The following is a 16,847-nucleotide window of genomic DNA, read 5'->3' as shown; positions in this document are numbered from 1 at the left end:
AATCAAAATCAAAAATAACCAAAGCGTTTTGAATTTAAATTGATTTTTTGAATTCAAACTATGAATTTGAATTCAAAAAATCCTATACCGAAACAATGAATTCAAAGTTTATGAATTCAAATTTGAAAAATGAATTCATTTCGCTGTGTTTAAATTTAAAAATTTGAATTTAAAAGTTGCCTAGCCTTATTGGATCTATAGAGAGAGTCTTTTAAAAATTATAATATTTTGATTATTAATAATAAAAATGAATTTTCACGCCATTTTGAATTTGTGGATAACTTTTTCTGCATGCAGTTTATTTTTGAATTTAAAAGTTTTGAATTTAAATTTAAACCGGTGTTTGGTTTGTAATGAATTTAAAATTGGGTTGTGGATAACTACTTTTGAATTCAAATTTTAAAAATGAATTTAAATAAGTAGAAAATATGAATTTAAATTTACGTTTTGAACCTTTAACTTTTGCTTTGAGCTGCTATTGTTAAAGCAACAATTTAAATTCAAAAAAGATCTAGGGTATGAAGCATCACTTAGGATTTGTTTTCGGGACTGCTTTATTGGCAATAACTCAGGCAAATGCCGAGTTGATTATTAATGGTCAGTCTGTCAATTCGTCGAGCATGCCTACAACAAGCAGCATTTCACCACAAAATAACTTTCAAGGTTGTTTAGCCAATTTGCGCTCGCAAGCAATGAATGCTGGTGTGAGTGCATCCACTTATGATCGCTATACACAAAATTTAACACCTGATTATTCTGTGATTGAAAAGCTCAACTATCAGCCTGAGTTTTCAACTCCGATTTGGGACTATCTGTCCGGTCTGGTAGATGAAGAGCGTGTACAACTGGGTCAGCAGAAATTGGCGCAGCATCGTGATGTATTAAACCGTGTCGCAGCGGCTTATGGTGTGCCTGCTGAAACCGTGGTCGCGGTTTGGGGTGTGGAGAGTAATTTTGGTGATATTGCGGGTAGCTATCCTTTATTACAGTCATTGGGCACTTTAAGTTGTGAAGGACGCCGTCAAAGCTATTTCCGTGGCGAGTTTTTTGCAGCCATGCGGATTTTGCAGCGTGGTGATTTAAATGAATCACAATTGAAAGGTTCGTGGGCAGGTGCATTTGGTCATACCCAATTTATGCCGAGCACTTATGAAGAGCTGGCCGTGGATTTTGATGGTGATGGCCGCCGTGATTTGGTGTCGAGTACCACGGATGCGTTGGCATCTACAGCCAACTTCCTGAAAAAGCGTGGTTGGCAAACTGGTCAGCCGTGGGGCTTTGAAGTCAAAATTCCGGATGGCATGTCGATCAGTGGAGAAAGTCGCCGTAATAAAAAATCCTTGGACAGCTGGATGAATCGTGGTTTGCAGCGTGCCGATGGTACGCCGTTAATTCAAGGTAACCTTTCTGGATCGAGCCAAGCAGGTTTAATGGCACCGGCTGGGGCAAGTGGGCCTGTGTTCTTGGTGTTTAAAAATTTCGATGCAATCTACAGCTATAATGCGGCAGAGAGTTATGCATTAGCGATTGCGCATTTATCCGATCGCTTGCAAGGCAAGGGTGGCTTTAGTACGACATGGCCAACCGATGATCCTGGGACTTCACGTGCGGAACGACGAGAGATTCAACAATTTTTACTTAACCGTGGCTATGACATTGGTAAAGTGGATGGATTAATTGGAGATAAAACCCGTCAAGCCATTCGACAAGAGCAAAATCGACTGGGTTTAAGTCCAACAGGTCGGGCGGGACAGCAGATTTTACGGGCATTTCGTAATGAGCATGCCAAGGCAATGATGAATTAAGTTTGAGCTATGCTTTTTATATAGTAGTCAATATATATATAAAAGCTTGTCTATATAAAAAAGGTCTGCAATTGCAGACCTTTTTTATATGTTTTTGACTCTTAAACCGCAGTGATTGTACCTAAGATACGATAGCCAGCAGCACCCGTCACACTTGGTAAATTTGCACTAAGCTGATTGACAAAGCGCATCGCCAACCAAGCAAAGGCTGTGGCTTCCACCCATGTTGGGCTTAAGCCTAAATCTGCGGTACTTTGTACCGTCCATTCATGTTTACGTAAACGCCAGCGCAGTTGCTCTAATAGGTGCGAATTGTATGCACCACCACCGCATACATAGACTTCACCAGTATCCATATCAGAACGGTAAATGGCTTTTTTAATGGCACGTGTGGTGAGTTTCATTAAGGTTGCTTGAATGTTTTCTGGTGTATCTTCGAGTTCGTCATATTCGAGATCTCCACGCCAATCGAGAATCTGTTCATCTAACCATTCTAGATTGAAGTCTTCACGACCTGTGCTTTTTGGCGGTTCTTTAGAGAAAAACTCATGTGCTTGTAAGCGGTCGAGCAGACTGCGAATAGGTTGACCATAAGCTGCCCAGTTCCCATTTTCATCATAGGGCTGACCAGTATAACGTTCGCACCAAGCATCCATTAAAATGTTAGCTGGACCTGTATCAAAGCCATACACGGCTTCAGGTTTGCCTGCAGGTAACATGCTGACATTGGCAATTCCGCCCAAGTTCAAAATCACACGGTGAATGGTGTCATGTTGGAAAAGCGCTTGATGAAACGCAGGAACTAAAGGTGCGCCTTGACCACCTGCAGCCATATCACGGCGGCGGAAGTCTGAAATCACAGGGATTTTAGTGAGTTCGGTAATAATATTGGGGTCGCCAATTTGCAGGGTAAAACCATGTTCAGGACGGTGGCGGATGGTTTGACCATGTGAGCCAATCGCCTTGATTTGACTACGATCTAGCTCATTCTTCTCGATCAACTCATTGATGCCATGACCGATCATTTGAGCTAAAGCAACGTCTGCCTTACCCATGCGATCAATTTCGTTATCATCAGGCAAGGTGAGGGCCATCAGTTCATCACGAAGGTCTGGGTCAAAGGGAAGTGTGAGCGTCGCATGAATCTCTAAAGGATCAAAAGAAGCAGCAACAATATCGACACCATCCATGCTCGTGCCGGTCATTACCCCAATGTAGATCGCTGTCATGATGATTCTTAAGCCTGCAATGTGCTGAAAAAGTGTTAGTATATCTCACAAATTGTATAACTGATCTATTTGGATTTTGTGATGTCAAATTTCCTGCCGGCTGAAGAACAACTTGCCCTCATCCAACGAGGCACACATGAGATTATTTCTGAAGAAGATCTTCTTAAGAAATTAAAGCAGAATCGCCCATTAAAAATTAAAGCGGGTTTTGACCCGACTGCACCTGATTTACATTTAGGTCATACGGTTCTGATTAATAAATTAAAAGTTTTCCAAGATTTAGGTCATGAAGTTTACTTCCTGATTGGTGACTATACAGCCATGATCGGTGACCCAACGGGTAAGAGCGCTACGCGTCCACCGTTGTCACGTGAAAAAGTTTTAGAAAATGCTAAAACGTATCAAGAACAAGTATTTAAGATTCTTGATCCTGCGAAAACTAAAGTTGTGTTCAACTCAGAGTGGTTTGGTCAAAAAACTGCTGCTGACTTGATTCAGTTAGCTTCACAGCAAACTGTGGCACGTATGTTGGAACGTGATGACTTCACTAAACGTTATAACAGCCATCAACCAATTGCGATTCACGAATTTTTATATCCATTGGTGCAAGGTTATGACTCAGTTGCGCTAGAAGCGGATGTAGAGCTGGGTGGTACAGACCAAACCTTTAACTTGCTGATGGGTCGTACATTACAAAGCCGTTATGACCAAGAATCTCAAGTGTGCATTACTGTGCCGATTCTTGAAGGTTTAGACGGCGTAAATAAAATGTCTAAATCTTTGGGTAACTATATTGCTGTATTTGATGCACCGGGTGCGATGTACCAAAAAGTGCTTTCAATGCCAGATGATTTGATCGAACGTTACTTTGACTTGTTGAGCTTTAAATCGATTGAAGAAATTCAACAGTTGCTTAAAGAAGTGGCTGAAGGTCGTAACCCACAAGAAGTGAAGAAAATTCTTGCACTTGAATTGGTTGAGCGTTTCCATGGCGCAGAAGCTGCAGCAAATGCGCACAAAGGCGCAGGTAACTTGATTACTGAAGGTGAACTTCCAGAAGGTACACCAGAAGTAACGATTTCTCGTGGCGCATTTGGTGGCGAGATTTTCATTACTTCTATTTTGCGTGAAGCGGGTTTGACTAAAAATGCTGCTCAAGCAAAAGATGCAATTGGTCGTGGTGCAGTGAAAGTGGATTGGGAAGTGGTTGATGCAGGTTATGCTGTGTCAGAAAACAAAACTTTGATCATCCAAGCGAGCAAAAAAGCAATCGCAAAAGTAACTTTTACCGACTAATAAATTCTTGAATTTTTAGTTAAGTTATTGAATTAAAAGCAGGCTTCGGCCTGCTTTTTTTTACCAATTAATATATTAATAATATAAATAAGCAAATTCAAAAAAAACCTTATAAAAACAACACTTAAATTTTGCCAAATGTGTTGCATTTTTTGAATTTTATGTATAAGATTTATTCATCTAGAGAGATATATACCATCTAGAGGGTACATAACGATAACTCCACTTTTTATAAGTCTCTTCCCCAAGGGACTCTTTTTTTAGTGAAGTAAACAGATAACTATAATAATTACACGATGGATCGACTAAAGATTCAATTCTAAGGGAAAGATTTTGGGAGAGATCTTTCCCTTTTTTATTTGTAAAATTGAGCTATTCCTTTCAAAAATCACATTCATTTCTGTATTAAAGATTTTAATCGCGCCAGAAAAAAAAGCCCGATTCAATCGAGCTTTAAAATGTCTTTACTTAGATAGATGTTCATGGAGCTTGGTTTTAGGGCTTAGAACCAAATTGAATGAAGCTTAATTTAGGTAAAATCCGCTTGACTAAAGTCCCGACTAAAAGTGCGGTAATAATGGTGCCTTCACGGACTCCGATGACTTGATGTAAGACCAGCCAACTGCTGATAACCGCAATACTGACCAAGAGGATGTCGCCATATGTTTTACAGTTGCCAAAATCAAGGCGATAACGAACAGCAATGGCTTGATAGAGGCCTTCTGCGGCCAAGAGGACTAGACTGGCTTTGACCACTAAGCTCACACCTAAAGCAGTAATCAGGCAACTTGCCAAGCAAGCCAGGAGTTGAAGTGGGTAACTTTCTATGCTCCAGCCTTGGGTGAGCCACATTAAACCGTCAATAAATGCACCAAACAAAATTCCCACGGGTAATTGCAACCACTGTATCCACTGAAAGCGTGATTTTAAGATCAGCATTTGCAACAGTATCATGACGATATGCATTAAAACTGTTAATGTGCCGACGGTGAGAGGAAAGATATAGCTAAAGCTGTAGGGCACCGAAGAAATAGGGGATGTCCCTAAATTTGAATGTATAGAGAGTACGACACCAAAAGCCAATAATCCTAATCCGCTTAATAGTAAGAATAAGCGTGGAAAAAACTGTGTTGGCATCCTGCACCTAAAAAATAAAAAGAGTGTACGTGAAATGCAGCCTGCGCTCTATGCGTCTAAAGCCCAAAAATAGTGGCTTTTTATGACTGTGATCGTTAATAGTGATTATTCAAATAAATAGGCTGTATTTTTATCAGCAAAAATGACTAAGCATGTAATTAAAATGATTTTTGCAAAAACAGGCCTTATGGAACAATGGTCAAAAATCAAAAAAGAGCAACAACATGGCGTATTACAATACCGATAATCATGATGAACAGATCGATCGAATCTTGAGATATTTATTTGACTACCAAACTAAACAGCATAAACGAGCATTATTTTGTGAGGCGCGGCAACAATTACATGATTTGGATATCGCAGCACAGTACCAACTATTCGCATTGGTAAGAGAACAACTCCCTAGACGTGCAAAGCTGCTATTTTCTGCCGAGGATTTCAGTGGAAAGCAACAAGTCATCTTGGAAGTCATGCAACATTTAGCATATGAACGTTAAAAAAATGCTTGGAAATATAAAAATGCACGCTAAAAAATGCCTATGAAGCTTGAATCGATATGATGACAGAAAAAAATTAAGTGCTTTGAAGAATAAAAGTAGACTAATGATTAATAAATAATCAAAGCTACTTTTATTAGACTTAAAAGTGCTGAAAAAGATTTGCTAGATATAAGAAATTTACTTAATTAAATATCGACTATTTGCTAAATATTTATAAAAAATGCTTAAAAAATAGGTAAAAGTGCAATTTTTTTAGCAAAAACGCTTATAAAAAATACATACGTGAAAAATATAGTGAATTGGGGGTTGCAATGATTCTGAAATGCTCTAGAATGCACCCCATACCGACGAGATAGACGGAAATGAACGAAACGCGAAGCGTTGAGTTGTTAAGTTTATCGAAGTCCAGCTTCTAGCATTGACGAGATGTTAGAAAGATCATTAAGAGATTATGAAGAACAACTTGTGTGGATTTTTACTGGTTGATTGATCGAAATTATTTTCATTGATTGATGGTAGAAATTACTCGAAGTTTATTTGAGCAAATTTTTGTCAGTAATTGATGAGCCAAGATTGGTACACTATATGTACTATTGATTTTAAACTGAAGAGTTTGATCATGGCTCAGATTGAACGCTGGCGGCAGGCTTAACACATGCAAGTCGAGCGGGAATAGGTAGCTTGCTACCGATTTCTAGCGGCGGACGGGTGAGTAATGCTTAGGAATCTGCCTATTAGTGGGGGACAACATTTCGAAAGGGATGCTAATACCGCATACGTCCTACGGGAGAAAGCAGGGGATCTTCGGACCTTGCGCTAATAGATGAGCCTAAGTCGGATTAGCTAGTTGGTGGGGTAAAGGCCTACCAAGGCGACGATCTGTAGCGGGTCTGAGAGGATGATCCGCCACACTGGGACTGAGACACGGCCCAGACTCCTACGGGAGGCAGCAGTGGGGAATATTGGACAATGGGGGGAACCCTGATCCAGCCATGCCGCGTGTGTGAAGAAGGCCTTTTGGTTGTAAAGCACTTTAAGCGAGGAGGAGGCTACTTTGGTTAATACCTAGAGATAGTGGACGTTACTCGCAGAATAAGCACCGGCTAACTCTGTGCCAGCAGCCGCGGTAATACAGAGGGTGCGAGCGTTAATCGGATTTACTGGGCGTAAAGCGTGCGTAGGCGGCTTTTTAAGTCGGATGTGAAATCCCCGAGCTTAACTTGGGAATTGCATTCGATACTGGGAAGCTAGAGTATGGGAGAGGATGGTAGAATTCCAGGTGTAGCGGTGAAATGCGTAGAGATCTGGAGGAATACCGATGGCGAAGGCAGCCATCTGGCCTAATACTGACGCTGAGGCACGAAAGCATGGGGAGCAAACAGGATTAGATACCCTGGTAGTCCATGCCGTAAACGATGTCTACTAGCCGTTGGGGCCTTTGAGGCTTTAGTGGCGCAGCTAACGCGATAAGTAGACCGCCTGGGGAGTACGGTCGCAAGACTAAAACTCAAATGAATTGACGGGGGCCCGCACAAGCGGTGGAGCATGTGGTTTAATTCGATGCAACGCGAAGAACCTTACCTGGTCTTGACATAGTAAGAACTTTCCAGAGATGGATTGGTGCCTTCGGGAACTTACATACAGGTGCTGCATGGCTGTCGTCAGCTCGTGTCGTGAGATGTTGGGTTAAGTCCCGCAACGAGCGCAACCCTTTTCCTTATTTGCCATCGGGTTAAGCCGGGAACTTTAAGGATACTGCCAGTGACAAACTGGAGGAAGGCGGGGACGACGTCAAGTCATCATGGCCCTTACGACCAGGGCTACACACGTGCTACAATGGTCGGTACAAAGGGTTGCTACTCCGCGAGGAGATGCTAATCTCAAAAAGCCGATCGTAGTCCGGATTGGAGTCTGCAACTCGACTCCATGAAGTCGGAATCGCTAGTAATCGCGGATCAGAATGCCGCGGTGAATACGTTCCCGGGCCTTGTACACACCGCCCGTCACACCATGGGAGTTTGTTGCACCAGAAGTAGGTAGTCTAACCGTAAGGAGGACGCTTACCACGGTGTGGCCGATGACTGGGGTGAAGTCGTAACAAGGTAGCCGTAGGGGAACCTGCGGCTGGATCACCTCCTTAACGAAAGATTGACGATTGGTAAGAATCCACAACAAGTTGTTCTTCATGACGATGTATCTGAGGGTCTGTAGCTCAGTTGGTTAGAGCACACGCTTGATAAGCGTGGGGTCACAAGTTCAAGTCTTGTCAGACCCACCATTCTGACTAACGAAGTATTTGAATAAAATACGGAAGCAAACAGAGAATCAGAAACATTGACTTATTGATAAGCTGGGGACTTAGCTTAGTTGGTAGAGCGCCTGCTTTGCACGCAGGAGGTCAGGAGTTCGACTCTCCTAGTCTCCACCATACATTCCTTCGGAATGTATAAAGAACGAAGCTAAAATAAACAATCAAGCGATTGTTAGCTTAGTCCTTAAGCGATCAAGTGCTTAGGTTATAGAGCTTAGCAACAAAGTGGCGTATGATTCGCTGCATTGTTATTAAGCTCTGTGATTTATCACAGTTTCCTGACCTGACGAAGGCTGGAAAAATCATTAACAGAATATATTTGAGTTGAAATAATTTGTTCATACTCGTTTGATTTAACTTAACAAGCAATTGTGAAAGTTGAATGAAATGAGTTACTAGCGAAATTAACTGAATCAAGCGTTTTGGTATATGAATCTAATTGAAGCTGTACAGTGATTAAATTCACGAAGCTCTAAACTGTAATGTTGGTTGATCTACTTGTAGGATCAAACGACTGTTTGGGGTTGTATAGTCAAGTAATTAAGTGCATGTGGTGGATGCCTTGGCAGTCAGAGGCGATGAAAGACGTAATAGCCTGCGATAAGCTCCGGGGAGGCGGCAAATATCCTGTGATCCGGAGATTTCTGAATGGGGAAACCCACCCGCTATAAGGCGGGTATCATAAACTGAATACATAGGTTTATGAGGCGAACGAGGGGAAGTGAAACATCTCAGTACCCTTAGGAAAAGAAATCAATTGAGATTCCCTCAGTAGCGGCGAGCGAACGGGGAAAAGCCCATTAAGTTATCTAAGCTTTAGTGGAACGCTCTGGGAAGTGCGACCATAGTAGGTGATAGTCCTGTACACGAAAGGGCTTAGATAATGATGTCGAGTAGGGCGAGGCACGTGAAACCTTGTCTGAATATGGGGGGACCATCCTCCAAGGCTAAATACTCCTGACTGACCGATAGTGAACCAGTACCGTGAGGGAAAGGCGAAAAGAACCCCTGTGAGGGGAGTGAAATAGATCCTGAAACCGCATGCATACAAGCAGTGGGAGCCAACTTGTTTGGTGACTGCGTACCTTTTGTATAATGGGTCAGCGACTTACATTCAGTAGCAAGGTTAACCGATTAGGGGAGCCGTAGAGAAATCGAGTCTTAATAGGGCGTTTAGTTGCTGGGTGTAGACCCGAAACCGGGTGATCTATCCATGAGCAGGTTGAAGGTTGGGTAACACTAACTGGAGGACCGAACCCACTGTCGTTGAAAAGCCAGGGGATGACTTGTGGATAGGGGTGAAAGGCTAATCAAACTCGGTGATAGCTGGTTCTCCCCGAAAGCTATTTAGGTAGCGCCTCGGACGAATACCATTGGGGGTAGAGCACTGTTTCGGCTAGGGGGTCATCCCGACTTACCAAACCGATGCAAACTCCGAATACCAATGAGTACTATCCGGGAGACAGACTGCGGGTGCTAACGTCCGTAGTCAAGAGGAAAACAATCCAGACCGCCAGCTAAGGCCCCAAAATTATAGTTAAGTGGGAAACGATGTGGGAAGGCATAGACAGCTAGGAGGTTGGCTTAGAAGCAGCCACCCTTTAAAGAAAGCGTAATAGCTCACTAGTCGAGTCGGCCTGCGCGGAAGATGTAACGGGGCTAAAACTATATGCCGAAGCTGCGGATTTACACATTAGTGTAAGTGGTAGGGGAGCGTTCTGTAAGCCGATGAAGGTGGATTGAGAAGTCTGCTGGAGGTATCAGAAGTGCGAATGCTGACGTGAGTAACGACAAAACGGGTGAAAAACCCGTTCGCTGAAAGACCAAGGGTTCCAGTCCAACGTTAATCGGGGCTGGGTGAGTCGACCCCTAAGGCGAGGCCGAGAGGCGTAGTCGATGGGAAATTGGTTAATATTCCAATACTTCAGTGTAATGCGATGAGAGGACGGAGAAGGTTAAGTCAGCCTGGCGTTGGTTGTCCAGGTGAAAGGAAGTAGGCATGTATCTTAGGCAAATCCGGGGTACTCTATGCTGAGATCTGACAGCAAGCTGTACTTGTACAGTGAAGTGGCTGATACCATACTTCCAGGAAAAGTCTCTAAGCTTCAGTTACACTGGAATCGTACCCGAAACCGACACAGGTGGTCAGGTCGAGTAGACCAAAGCGCTTGAGAGAACTCTGCTGAAGGAACTAGGCAAAATGGTACCGTAACTTCGGGAGAAGGTACGCTGCTTTTGGTGATGGAACTTGCTTCCTGAGCTGAGAGCAGCCACAGAAACCAGGCCCCTGCAACTGTTTATTAAAAACATAGCACTCTGCAAACACGAAAGTGGACGTATAGGGTGTGATGCCTGCCCGGTGCTGGAAGGTTAATTGATGGGGTTAGCGTAAGCGAAGCTCTTGATCGAAGCCCCAGTAAACGGCGGCCGTAACTATAACGGTCCTAAGGTAGCGAAATTCCTTGTCGGGTAAGTTCCGACCTGCACGAATGGCATAATGATGGGGGCGCTGTCTCCAGCAGAGGCTCAGTGAAATCGAAATCGCCGTGAAGATGCGGTGTACCCGCGGCTAGACGGAAAGACCCCGTGAACCTTTACTGCAGCTTGACATTGAACTTTGATCTTACTTGTGTAGGATAGGTGGGAGGCTTTGAAACCGAGACGCTAGTTTCGGTGGAGCCAATCTTGAAATACCACCCTGGTAATATTGAGGTTCTAACTCTGCTCCATTATCTGGAGCGAGGACCATGTCTGGTGGGTAGTTTGACTGGGGCGGTCTCCTCCTAAAGAGTAACGGAGGAGTACGAAGGTGCGCTCAGCGTGGTCGGAAATCACGCGTAGAGTATAAAGGCAAAAGCGCGCTTAACTGCGAGACCCACAAGTCGAGCAGGTACGAAAGTAGGTCTTAGTGATCCGGTGGTTCTGTATGGAAGGGCCATCGCTCAACGGATAAAAGGTACTCTGGGGATAACAGGCTGATACCGCCCAAGAGTTCATATCGACGGCGGTGTTTGGCACCTCGATGTCGGCTCATCTCATCCTGGGGCTGAAGCAGGTCCCAAGGGTATGGCTGTTCGCCATTTAAAGAGGTACGCGAGCTGGGTTTAGAACGTCGTGAGACAGTTCGGTCCCTATCTACCGTGGGCGCTGGAAATTTGAGAGGATCTGCTCCTAGTACGAGAGGACCAGAGTGGACGAACCTCTGGTGTACCGGTTGTGACGCCAGTCGCATCGCCGGGTAGCTATGTTCGGAAGGGATAACCGCTGAAAGCATCTAAGCGGGAAGCCTACCTCAAGATAAGATTTCCCTTGGACTTTATGTCCACTAAAGAGCCGTTGAAGACTACGACGTTGATAGGTTGGATGTGGAAGTGCGGTGACGCATGAAGCTGACCAATACTAATTGCTCGTGAGGCTTGACTATACAACACCCAAACAGTTGTATGTAAAGCATCAATTGATTCGATATTAAGCAAAATAACTTGATTTAGTTAACGCTTAAGAACAAAATACTGCAACTCAGATATGATCTGTTAATAACTCATTTGGTAGAAAACTTAGCACGAAGAGCACTGCTCTGAGATTAGACTAAGCGAGTATCCATAAACAGTTGTGCTGGCGACAATAGCAAGAGTGAACCACCTGATCCCTTCCCGAACTCAGAAGTGAAACCTCTTAGCGCTGATGGTAGTGTGGGGTTACCCATGTGAGAGTAAGTCATCGCCAGCTCATTATTCGAAAACACCCCCTGATATCTCAGGGGGTGTTTTTTTATGCGTGAGGGAAAAGGAAAGAAAAAAATAATAAGAAAAGCAGAAGCACAAAACTGGGAAATGATAGATATTTAAAAAGAATAAGGCTAAACAATGCTAAAAATTTACATCAAGGTGAGCCTATATTCTTTACAGTGAAGTTCAGTCTGCAATGTATAAAAATAATAGAATGTACATACGCTCCAAGATCTCGATGAAGTCTCTGTTTTAGAGATATTGCAGCAACGCTTTGAGGCAAATATGCAGCGGCATCCAGAATTGCTTCGGGATGATGTTAAGAAACAATTGATTGTACAGCCCTTAAAACTAAAAAATTTAATCGAAATGGAAAAAACAGGCGGTGAGCCAGATATTGTGATGCTGAATCAGCAATCTCATGACCTGATATTTTATGATTGCAGTTTAGAGTCGCCAAAGCTTAGACGAAGCTTATGTTATGACCTTGATGCCTTGGAGAACCGGAAGGATCATCCTTCCCAAAATAACGTTATAGATATGGTGCGAGACATCGGTGCTGAGCTACTGACAGAAGAGGAATATCGAGCGATACAGACAGTTTTTCATTTCGATTTAAAGACTTTGAGTTGGATCGTAACGCCAGCGGATATTCGGCAAAAGGGCGGGGCACTGTTTTGTGACCGACGTTATGATCATGTATTTAGCTACCATAATGGCGCACAGTTATATTATGCGTCTCGTCGATTTCGCTGTAAGCTGGTGATCGCTTAATCTCAGTGCTCTCAATGCATTTAAAACAATCAAGAGCGTTCAAACGAGCTTTTCTAAAGATGTAATTACGTTTGTTTTTTAGACATTTAAAATTTTTCTAAACTAAAGATAGAAATAAATGATGGTGTGTCGTTCTGAAGTTGAATGAAAGAATAGAAGAATTAGACCTAAAAACTAGGATATTATGATTTAAAAAAATCAGTTAAATAATCATATATTGATAATGTTTAATAATTAAACTAAAACATGAAAAATAACACAATTAACATGCACTTATAAGCAATTCTATTTATTAAACATACGTCTAATATCCGTAGAAAACACTGTTCCGTATATTCCGTGGCTGTTGAATTTTACTTAAAAATTCAATGAATGTTATGGACAAGTACTCATGGGAGATGAGAACGATGACAACGGAAAAAATAGACATAAATTCTGTAGTCGATAAGGCTAAATTTACCCCGTTCCACTTCAATGTAGTGGCTTGGTGCTTATTGATTATTTTATTTGATGGCTACGATTTAGCGATTAATGGCGTGGTTTTACCATTATTGATGCAAGACTGGGGCTTAACTGCAATGCAAGCGGGGATGCTTGCCAGTACTGCGCTCGCAGGCATGATGTTTGGTGCCATGTTCTTTGGTTCTTTAGCAGATAAGATTGGCCGTAAAAAAGTCATCATGATCTGTATTGTTTTATTTAGTGGTTTGACCTTTGCCGGTGGTTTTGCGTCGAATCCAACAGAATTTGGTATTTTGCGTTTCTTGGCTGGTTTAGGGATTGGCGGTGTAATGCCTAACCTTGTGGCTTTAACGTCGGAATACGCGCCGCAGAAGATGCGTAGCACACTAGTAACGACGATGTTTAGTGGTTATGCAGTCGGTGGTGTGATGGCGGCACTTTTAGGTTCATGGTTCACCCCTGATTTTGGTTGGCAAATCATGTTCTTTATTGCAGGTATTCCACTTTTCCTTTTACCTGTGATTTGGAAATTCTTACCTGAATCTTTGGCATTTATGGTGAAAGAAAACAAACAGGAAAAAGCCCGCAGTATCGTGAAGCGCTTAGCGCCTGAAGTGAAAGTGACTGAAAATACAGTGTTCACTTTACCGCAAGAAAATGTACCTGAAGCTGCTAACGTGGTGAGTTTGTTCCGCCGTGGTCGTGCCGTAAATACATTGCTGTTTTGGGTGGCGTTCTTTACGTGCCTATTGACCATGTATGCGCTAAGCAGCTGGTTACCAAAACTGATGATGGCAGCCGGTTATTCTATGGATAACAGCTTGATGTTCATGATGGTCATGAACGTTGGCGCAGTTGTGGGTATTGTTGGCGGTGGTATTTTGGCTGACCGTTTCCATTTAAAACCTGTGCTGATGGTTTTGGGTATGATGGGCGCGATTGTGATGAGCTTGATGGGCTTCCAATCGAATCAGTTCTTGCTGTACATCTTGGTGTTCTTGGCGGGTGCGGCATCGATTGGTTCACAAATGCTGCTATACAGCTATGTGGCGCAGTATTACCCACTTGCTGTACGTTCGACGGGTATTGGTTGGTCTTCTGCAATTGGACGTATGGGCGCAATTGTAGGCCCGATTTTGATTGGTGGTTTGCTCGGTATGAACTTACCTGCGCATTTCAACTTTATGGCGGTAGGTTTACCTGTACTAATTACTGCAATCGCGGTTGCATTGATCATGCATGAAAATGACAGTGATAAAATTGATGTTAAAGATGCATCTACAGCCAATGCTTAAGTCGTGATTCTTTAAATAGAAAAGCCTCCGTAAGGGGGCTTTTTTTGGGTTATTTAAAATGCTAATAAAATAATTATTTTATATTTTCTAATATTCTATATTTATAAGTTTTTAAAAAAGATATAAAAACTTAACTATGACTATTTTATGGGGGGAGAGATGGAGTTTATTGAGCAAATTAAAGAAGTAATGAAGGAATCGCGAAAAGAAATGCATGTTGATCAAATAGCAGAAGCAATCGTAGCGAAATATCCTCATACTCAGCAGCATCTAGATGTTTTATCTAAGAAAATCTCTTCGATACTTTCAAAGGATATTGACAAATATAAAATAAAATCAGAGTTCACAAAACCAAAAAATTCTAAAGGTGCTCCAAGACGGGGAATTTACAGATTAAAAATCAAAAAAGTTGTACCTGATATTGTTCCACCGCCACCTACAGTTAATGCACTGTATACGGGCAAGGCTGGTGAATTTGCAGTGATGGCTGAATTATTATTTTTTGGATTTAATACATCATATATGGCTGTTGATGATGGTATTGATCTTGTCGCAGCAAAAGATAATAAATACTTTCATATACAGGTTAAAACAGCCAATATATCTGAATCAAATAATCAGTATAGATTCACGATAAATCAGAGATCTTATGATTCAAAGGATGCATCATCTACTTTCTATATTTTTGTATTACGATCATGTAATGGTCCATCTTATGTAAATAATTATATTATTCTTCCAAATAGTGATATCAGTCGATTACTGGAATCTGGAACTATTACACAAGCGGCTAAATTATCCATTCGTATTGAACGCGATAAAAATGGAAAATATTTATTAAATTCAAAGGAAACTGTGAATTACGCTTTAAATAGATTTGATAAAATTCGTTAAATAAACTGATTTATATGACCAATTCTGCCATGGTCATTAATTGACAAGCGATATTTATAGAAATTACAAATAGGTATTATGATCATGCAATTTAATTCTATCTCCCCAATCCCTGAAGATGATGAAGAGCTGCATCTACCTGAACTGGTGTACTGGGCATCTTTAGGTGAACGCGCAGAAGTCGAAAAATCTTTGGCAAATGGCACAGACGTAAACACTGCCGATGAAGAAGGCTACAGCGCACTGCATGCAGCCGCAGAAAACGGCTATTTAGACGTAGTGAAGCTATTGGTAGAGAAAGGTGCAAATGTACAGCATAAGACCCAATACACAGCATTAGAGCTCGCAGAAATGGCAGGCAATGATGATGTGGTAGCTTACTTAAAAAATTTGTAAGCCATATATTTTATAATGTTGATTCATAAAATACCCGCATGCAATATGCGGGTATTTTCATTTTAGTATTATTGTTGCTGTTGCTGTTGCTGTTGCTGTTGCTGTTGCTGTTGCTGTTGCTGTTGCTGTTGCTGTTGCTGTTGCTGTTGCTCAAGCTCCTGCTGAATCGCTTGATTAAACGCAGGCAAGTCATCTGGACAACGAGAAGTAATGAGCACCCAACCACCCGTATTACAGCGGTGCACCTGCTCATCGACCCAATGTGCACCCGCATTTTCCAAATCCAAACGAATACTTTTATAAGACGTCAGAGTTTTATCACGAATTCGTTCAGCATTAATGAGCGCCCAAGGACCATGACAAATTGCAGCAATAGGTTTTTGATGGCTAGCAAAGTTTTGAATAAGCCGCAGCGCATCTTCATCGATCCGTAGATGATCTGCATTGACAGTTCCGCCCGGAATTACTAACACGTCATAGTCTTCAGCATTTACGCTGCTCAATTGGGCATTGGGTTGGACTTCAGCTTCGACCTTTTTGTCTGCTTTTACTGTCTGGACCGCAGCATGTTTAACAGCGGCATGAATGGCTTCAATTCCCTTTTCATTTAAATAATTTAAGGGTTGAATCAGCTCATCATGTTCAACACCGACATTTGACGTTATCACTAAAGCTTTTAAAGTCATGATTGACTCCTTGCAATGAGGATTGTCTACCACGCTAGCAACTTGACGGATTTGGGTATGTAATAATTTCGCAGGAAAGTGTAAGAAGTTTTGACAGAGAAATTATTCGAAAATTCTAGATTAGAGCGAATTCTTTAAAAAATCAGCTAGAAAAAAGAAAACCCCGACATCCTGTCGGGGTTTTCTTCGTATTTCGTGTTCTAGATACAACTCCTTGTCATATCTCACGTCCTGATGCAGAAACTTATTGTTATTGTTTTATGTTTCGGAAACTTCCTGTCTCCTGATAACTGTAGATTAGGCCTGTTTCATAAACTTGGAAAGCCGCAATTTT

Annotated in this window: 10 protein-coding genes, 2 tRNA genes and 3 rRNA genes; 12 read left to right on the top strand and 3 right to left on the bottom strand. The window is 42.1% G+C overall.

The features are described 5' to 3' along the window. Window positions 1–518 precede the first annotated feature (518 nt). Entirely contained in the window at window positions 519–1,805 is a 1,287-nt protein-coding gene (locus MST18_RS15455) for a lytic murein transglycosylase (RefSeq protein ID WP_180133869.1), read from the top strand. Window positions 1,806–1,906: 101 nt separating this feature from the next. Here the strand turns inward: MST18_RS15455 and MST18_RS15450 are convergent, their stop codons facing one another. Further along, complete coding sequence (locus tag MST18_RS15450; RefSeq protein ID WP_180103156.1) at window positions 1,907–3,034, bottom strand: anhydro-N-acetylmuramic acid kinase; 1,128 nt, start codon at window positions 3,032–3,034, stop codon at window positions 1,907–1,909. Window positions 3,035–3,097: 63 nt separating this feature from the next. On the opposite strand from MST18_RS15450, the gene tyrS reads away from it, so the two are divergent. Beyond that, window positions 3,098–4,330: a tyrosine--tRNA ligase gene (tyrS, locus tag MST18_RS15445; RefSeq protein ID WP_171262600.1), complete on the top strand. Its 1,233-nt coding sequence runs from the start codon at window positions 3,098–3,100 to the stop codon at window positions 4,328–4,330. 495 nt (window positions 4,331–4,825) lie between these two features. On the opposite strand, the gene MST18_RS15440 is transcribed toward tyrS, so the two are convergent. Further along, window positions 4,826–5,467 (bottom strand): YitT family protein, encoded by a 642-nt coding sequence (locus tag MST18_RS15440; protein ID WP_180108237.1) that lies wholly within the window; start codon window positions 5,465–5,467, stop codon window positions 4,826–4,828. A gap of 224 nt (window positions 5,468–5,691) precedes the next feature. On the opposite strand from MST18_RS15440, the gene MST18_RS15435 reads away from it, so the two are divergent. From MST18_RS15435 to MST18_RS15390, 10 genes are all read left to right on the top strand, one after another. Next, a complete protein-coding gene (locus tag MST18_RS15435) occupies window positions 5,692–5,964 on the top strand; it encodes a hypothetical protein (RefSeq protein ID WP_180024981.1) in 273 nt (90 codons plus the stop codon). Window positions 5,965–6,568: 604 nt separating this feature from the next. Then, a 16S ribosomal RNA gene (locus tag MST18_RS15430) occupies window positions 6,569–8,107 on the top strand. Window positions 8,108–8,168: 61 nt separating this feature from the next. Further along, window positions 8,169–8,245, top strand: a tRNA-Ile gene (locus MST18_RS15425). Between the two features lie 74 nt (window positions 8,246–8,319). Further along, window positions 8,320–8,395 (top strand) — tRNA-Ala (locus tag MST18_RS15420). 413 nt (window positions 8,396–8,808) lie between these two features. After that, window positions 8,809–11,702: ribosomal RNA gene (locus MST18_RS15415) — 23S ribosomal RNA — on the top strand. Between the two features lie 190 nt (window positions 11,703–11,892). Further along, window positions 11,893–12,007, top strand: a 5S ribosomal RNA gene (gene rrf / locus MST18_RS15410). The 16S, 23S and 5S rRNA genes sit together here with 2 tRNA genes alongside, the layout of an rRNA operon. A 284-nt stretch (window positions 12,008–12,291) precedes the next feature. Further along, window positions 12,292–12,780, top strand: coding sequence for a DUF4256 domain-containing protein (locus MST18_RS15405; RefSeq protein ID WP_180132842.1), 489 nt, complete (start codon window positions 12,292–12,294; stop codon window positions 12,778–12,780). 407 nt (window positions 12,781–13,187) lie between these two features. Beyond that, entirely contained in the window at window positions 13,188–14,537 is a 1,350-nt protein-coding gene (locus MST18_RS15400; RefSeq protein ID WP_180132841.1) for an MFS transporter, read from the top strand. Between the two features lie 159 nt (window positions 14,538–14,696). Next, on the top strand, window positions 14,697–15,431 hold the full coding sequence (locus MST18_RS15395) for a group I intron-associated PD-(D/E)XK endonuclease (RefSeq protein WP_180132840.1): 735 nt from the start codon (window positions 14,697–14,699) through the stop codon (window positions 15,429–15,431). Between the two features lie 84 nt (window positions 15,432–15,515). Beyond that, a complete protein-coding gene (locus MST18_RS15390; RefSeq protein WP_180121154.1) occupies window positions 15,516–15,827 on the top strand; it encodes an ankyrin repeat domain-containing protein in 312 nt (103 codons plus the stop codon). Window positions 15,828–15,895: 68 nt separating this feature from the next. Here the strand turns inward: MST18_RS15390 and MST18_RS15385 are convergent, their stop codons facing one another. Beyond that, window positions 15,896–16,513: a type 1 glutamine amidotransferase domain-containing protein gene (locus MST18_RS15385; protein ID WP_180132839.1), complete on the bottom strand. Its 618-nt coding sequence runs from the start codon at window positions 16,511–16,513 to the stop codon at window positions 15,896–15,898. Window positions 16,514–16,847: the final 334 nt, after the last annotated feature.

It is taken from the genome of Acinetobacter sp. YH12068_T (assembly GCF_024606005.1).
Taxonomy (GTDB): Bacteria; Pseudomonadota; Gammaproteobacteria; order Pseudomonadales; family Moraxellaceae; genus Acinetobacter; species Acinetobacter amyesii.
Note: the sequence above shows the minus strand (reverse complement) of the source record. Positions and strands in the feature narration are given on the sequence as shown.

Bases quoted from the DNA above. Each gene is read 5' to 3' on its own strand.
- MST18_RS15455 (WP_180133869.1), top strand. From the start codon at position 519: ATGAAGCATCACTTAGGATTTGTTTTCGGGACTGCTTTATTGGCAATA.
- MST18_RS15450 (WP_180103156.1), bottom strand. From the start codon at position 3,034: ATGACAGCGATCTACATTGGGGTAATGACCGGCACGAGCATGGATGGT.
- MST18_RS15440 (WP_180108237.1), bottom strand. From the start codon at position 5,467: ATGCCAACACAGTTTTTTCCACGCTTATTCTTACTATTAAGCGGATTA.
- MST18_RS15435 (WP_180024981.1), top strand. From the start codon at position 5,692: ATGGCGTATTACAATACCGATAATCATGATGAACAGATCGATCGAATC.
- MST18_RS15405 (WP_180132842.1), top strand. From the start codon at position 12,292: ATGCAGCGGCATCCAGAATTGCTTCGGGATGATGTTAAGAAACAATTG.
- MST18_RS15400 (WP_180132841.1), top strand. From the start codon at position 13,188: ATGACAACGGAAAAAATAGACATAAATTCTGTAGTCGATAAGGCTAAA.
- MST18_RS15395 (WP_180132840.1), top strand. From the start codon at position 14,697: ATGGAGTTTATTGAGCAAATTAAAGAAGTAATGAAGGAATCGCGAAAA.
- MST18_RS15390 (WP_180121154.1), top strand. From the start codon at position 15,516: ATGCAATTTAATTCTATCTCCCCAATCCCTGAAGATGATGAAGAGCTG.
- MST18_RS15385 (WP_180132839.1), bottom strand. From the start codon at position 16,513: ATGACTTTAAAAGCTTTAGTGATAACGTCAAATGTCGGTGTTGAACAT.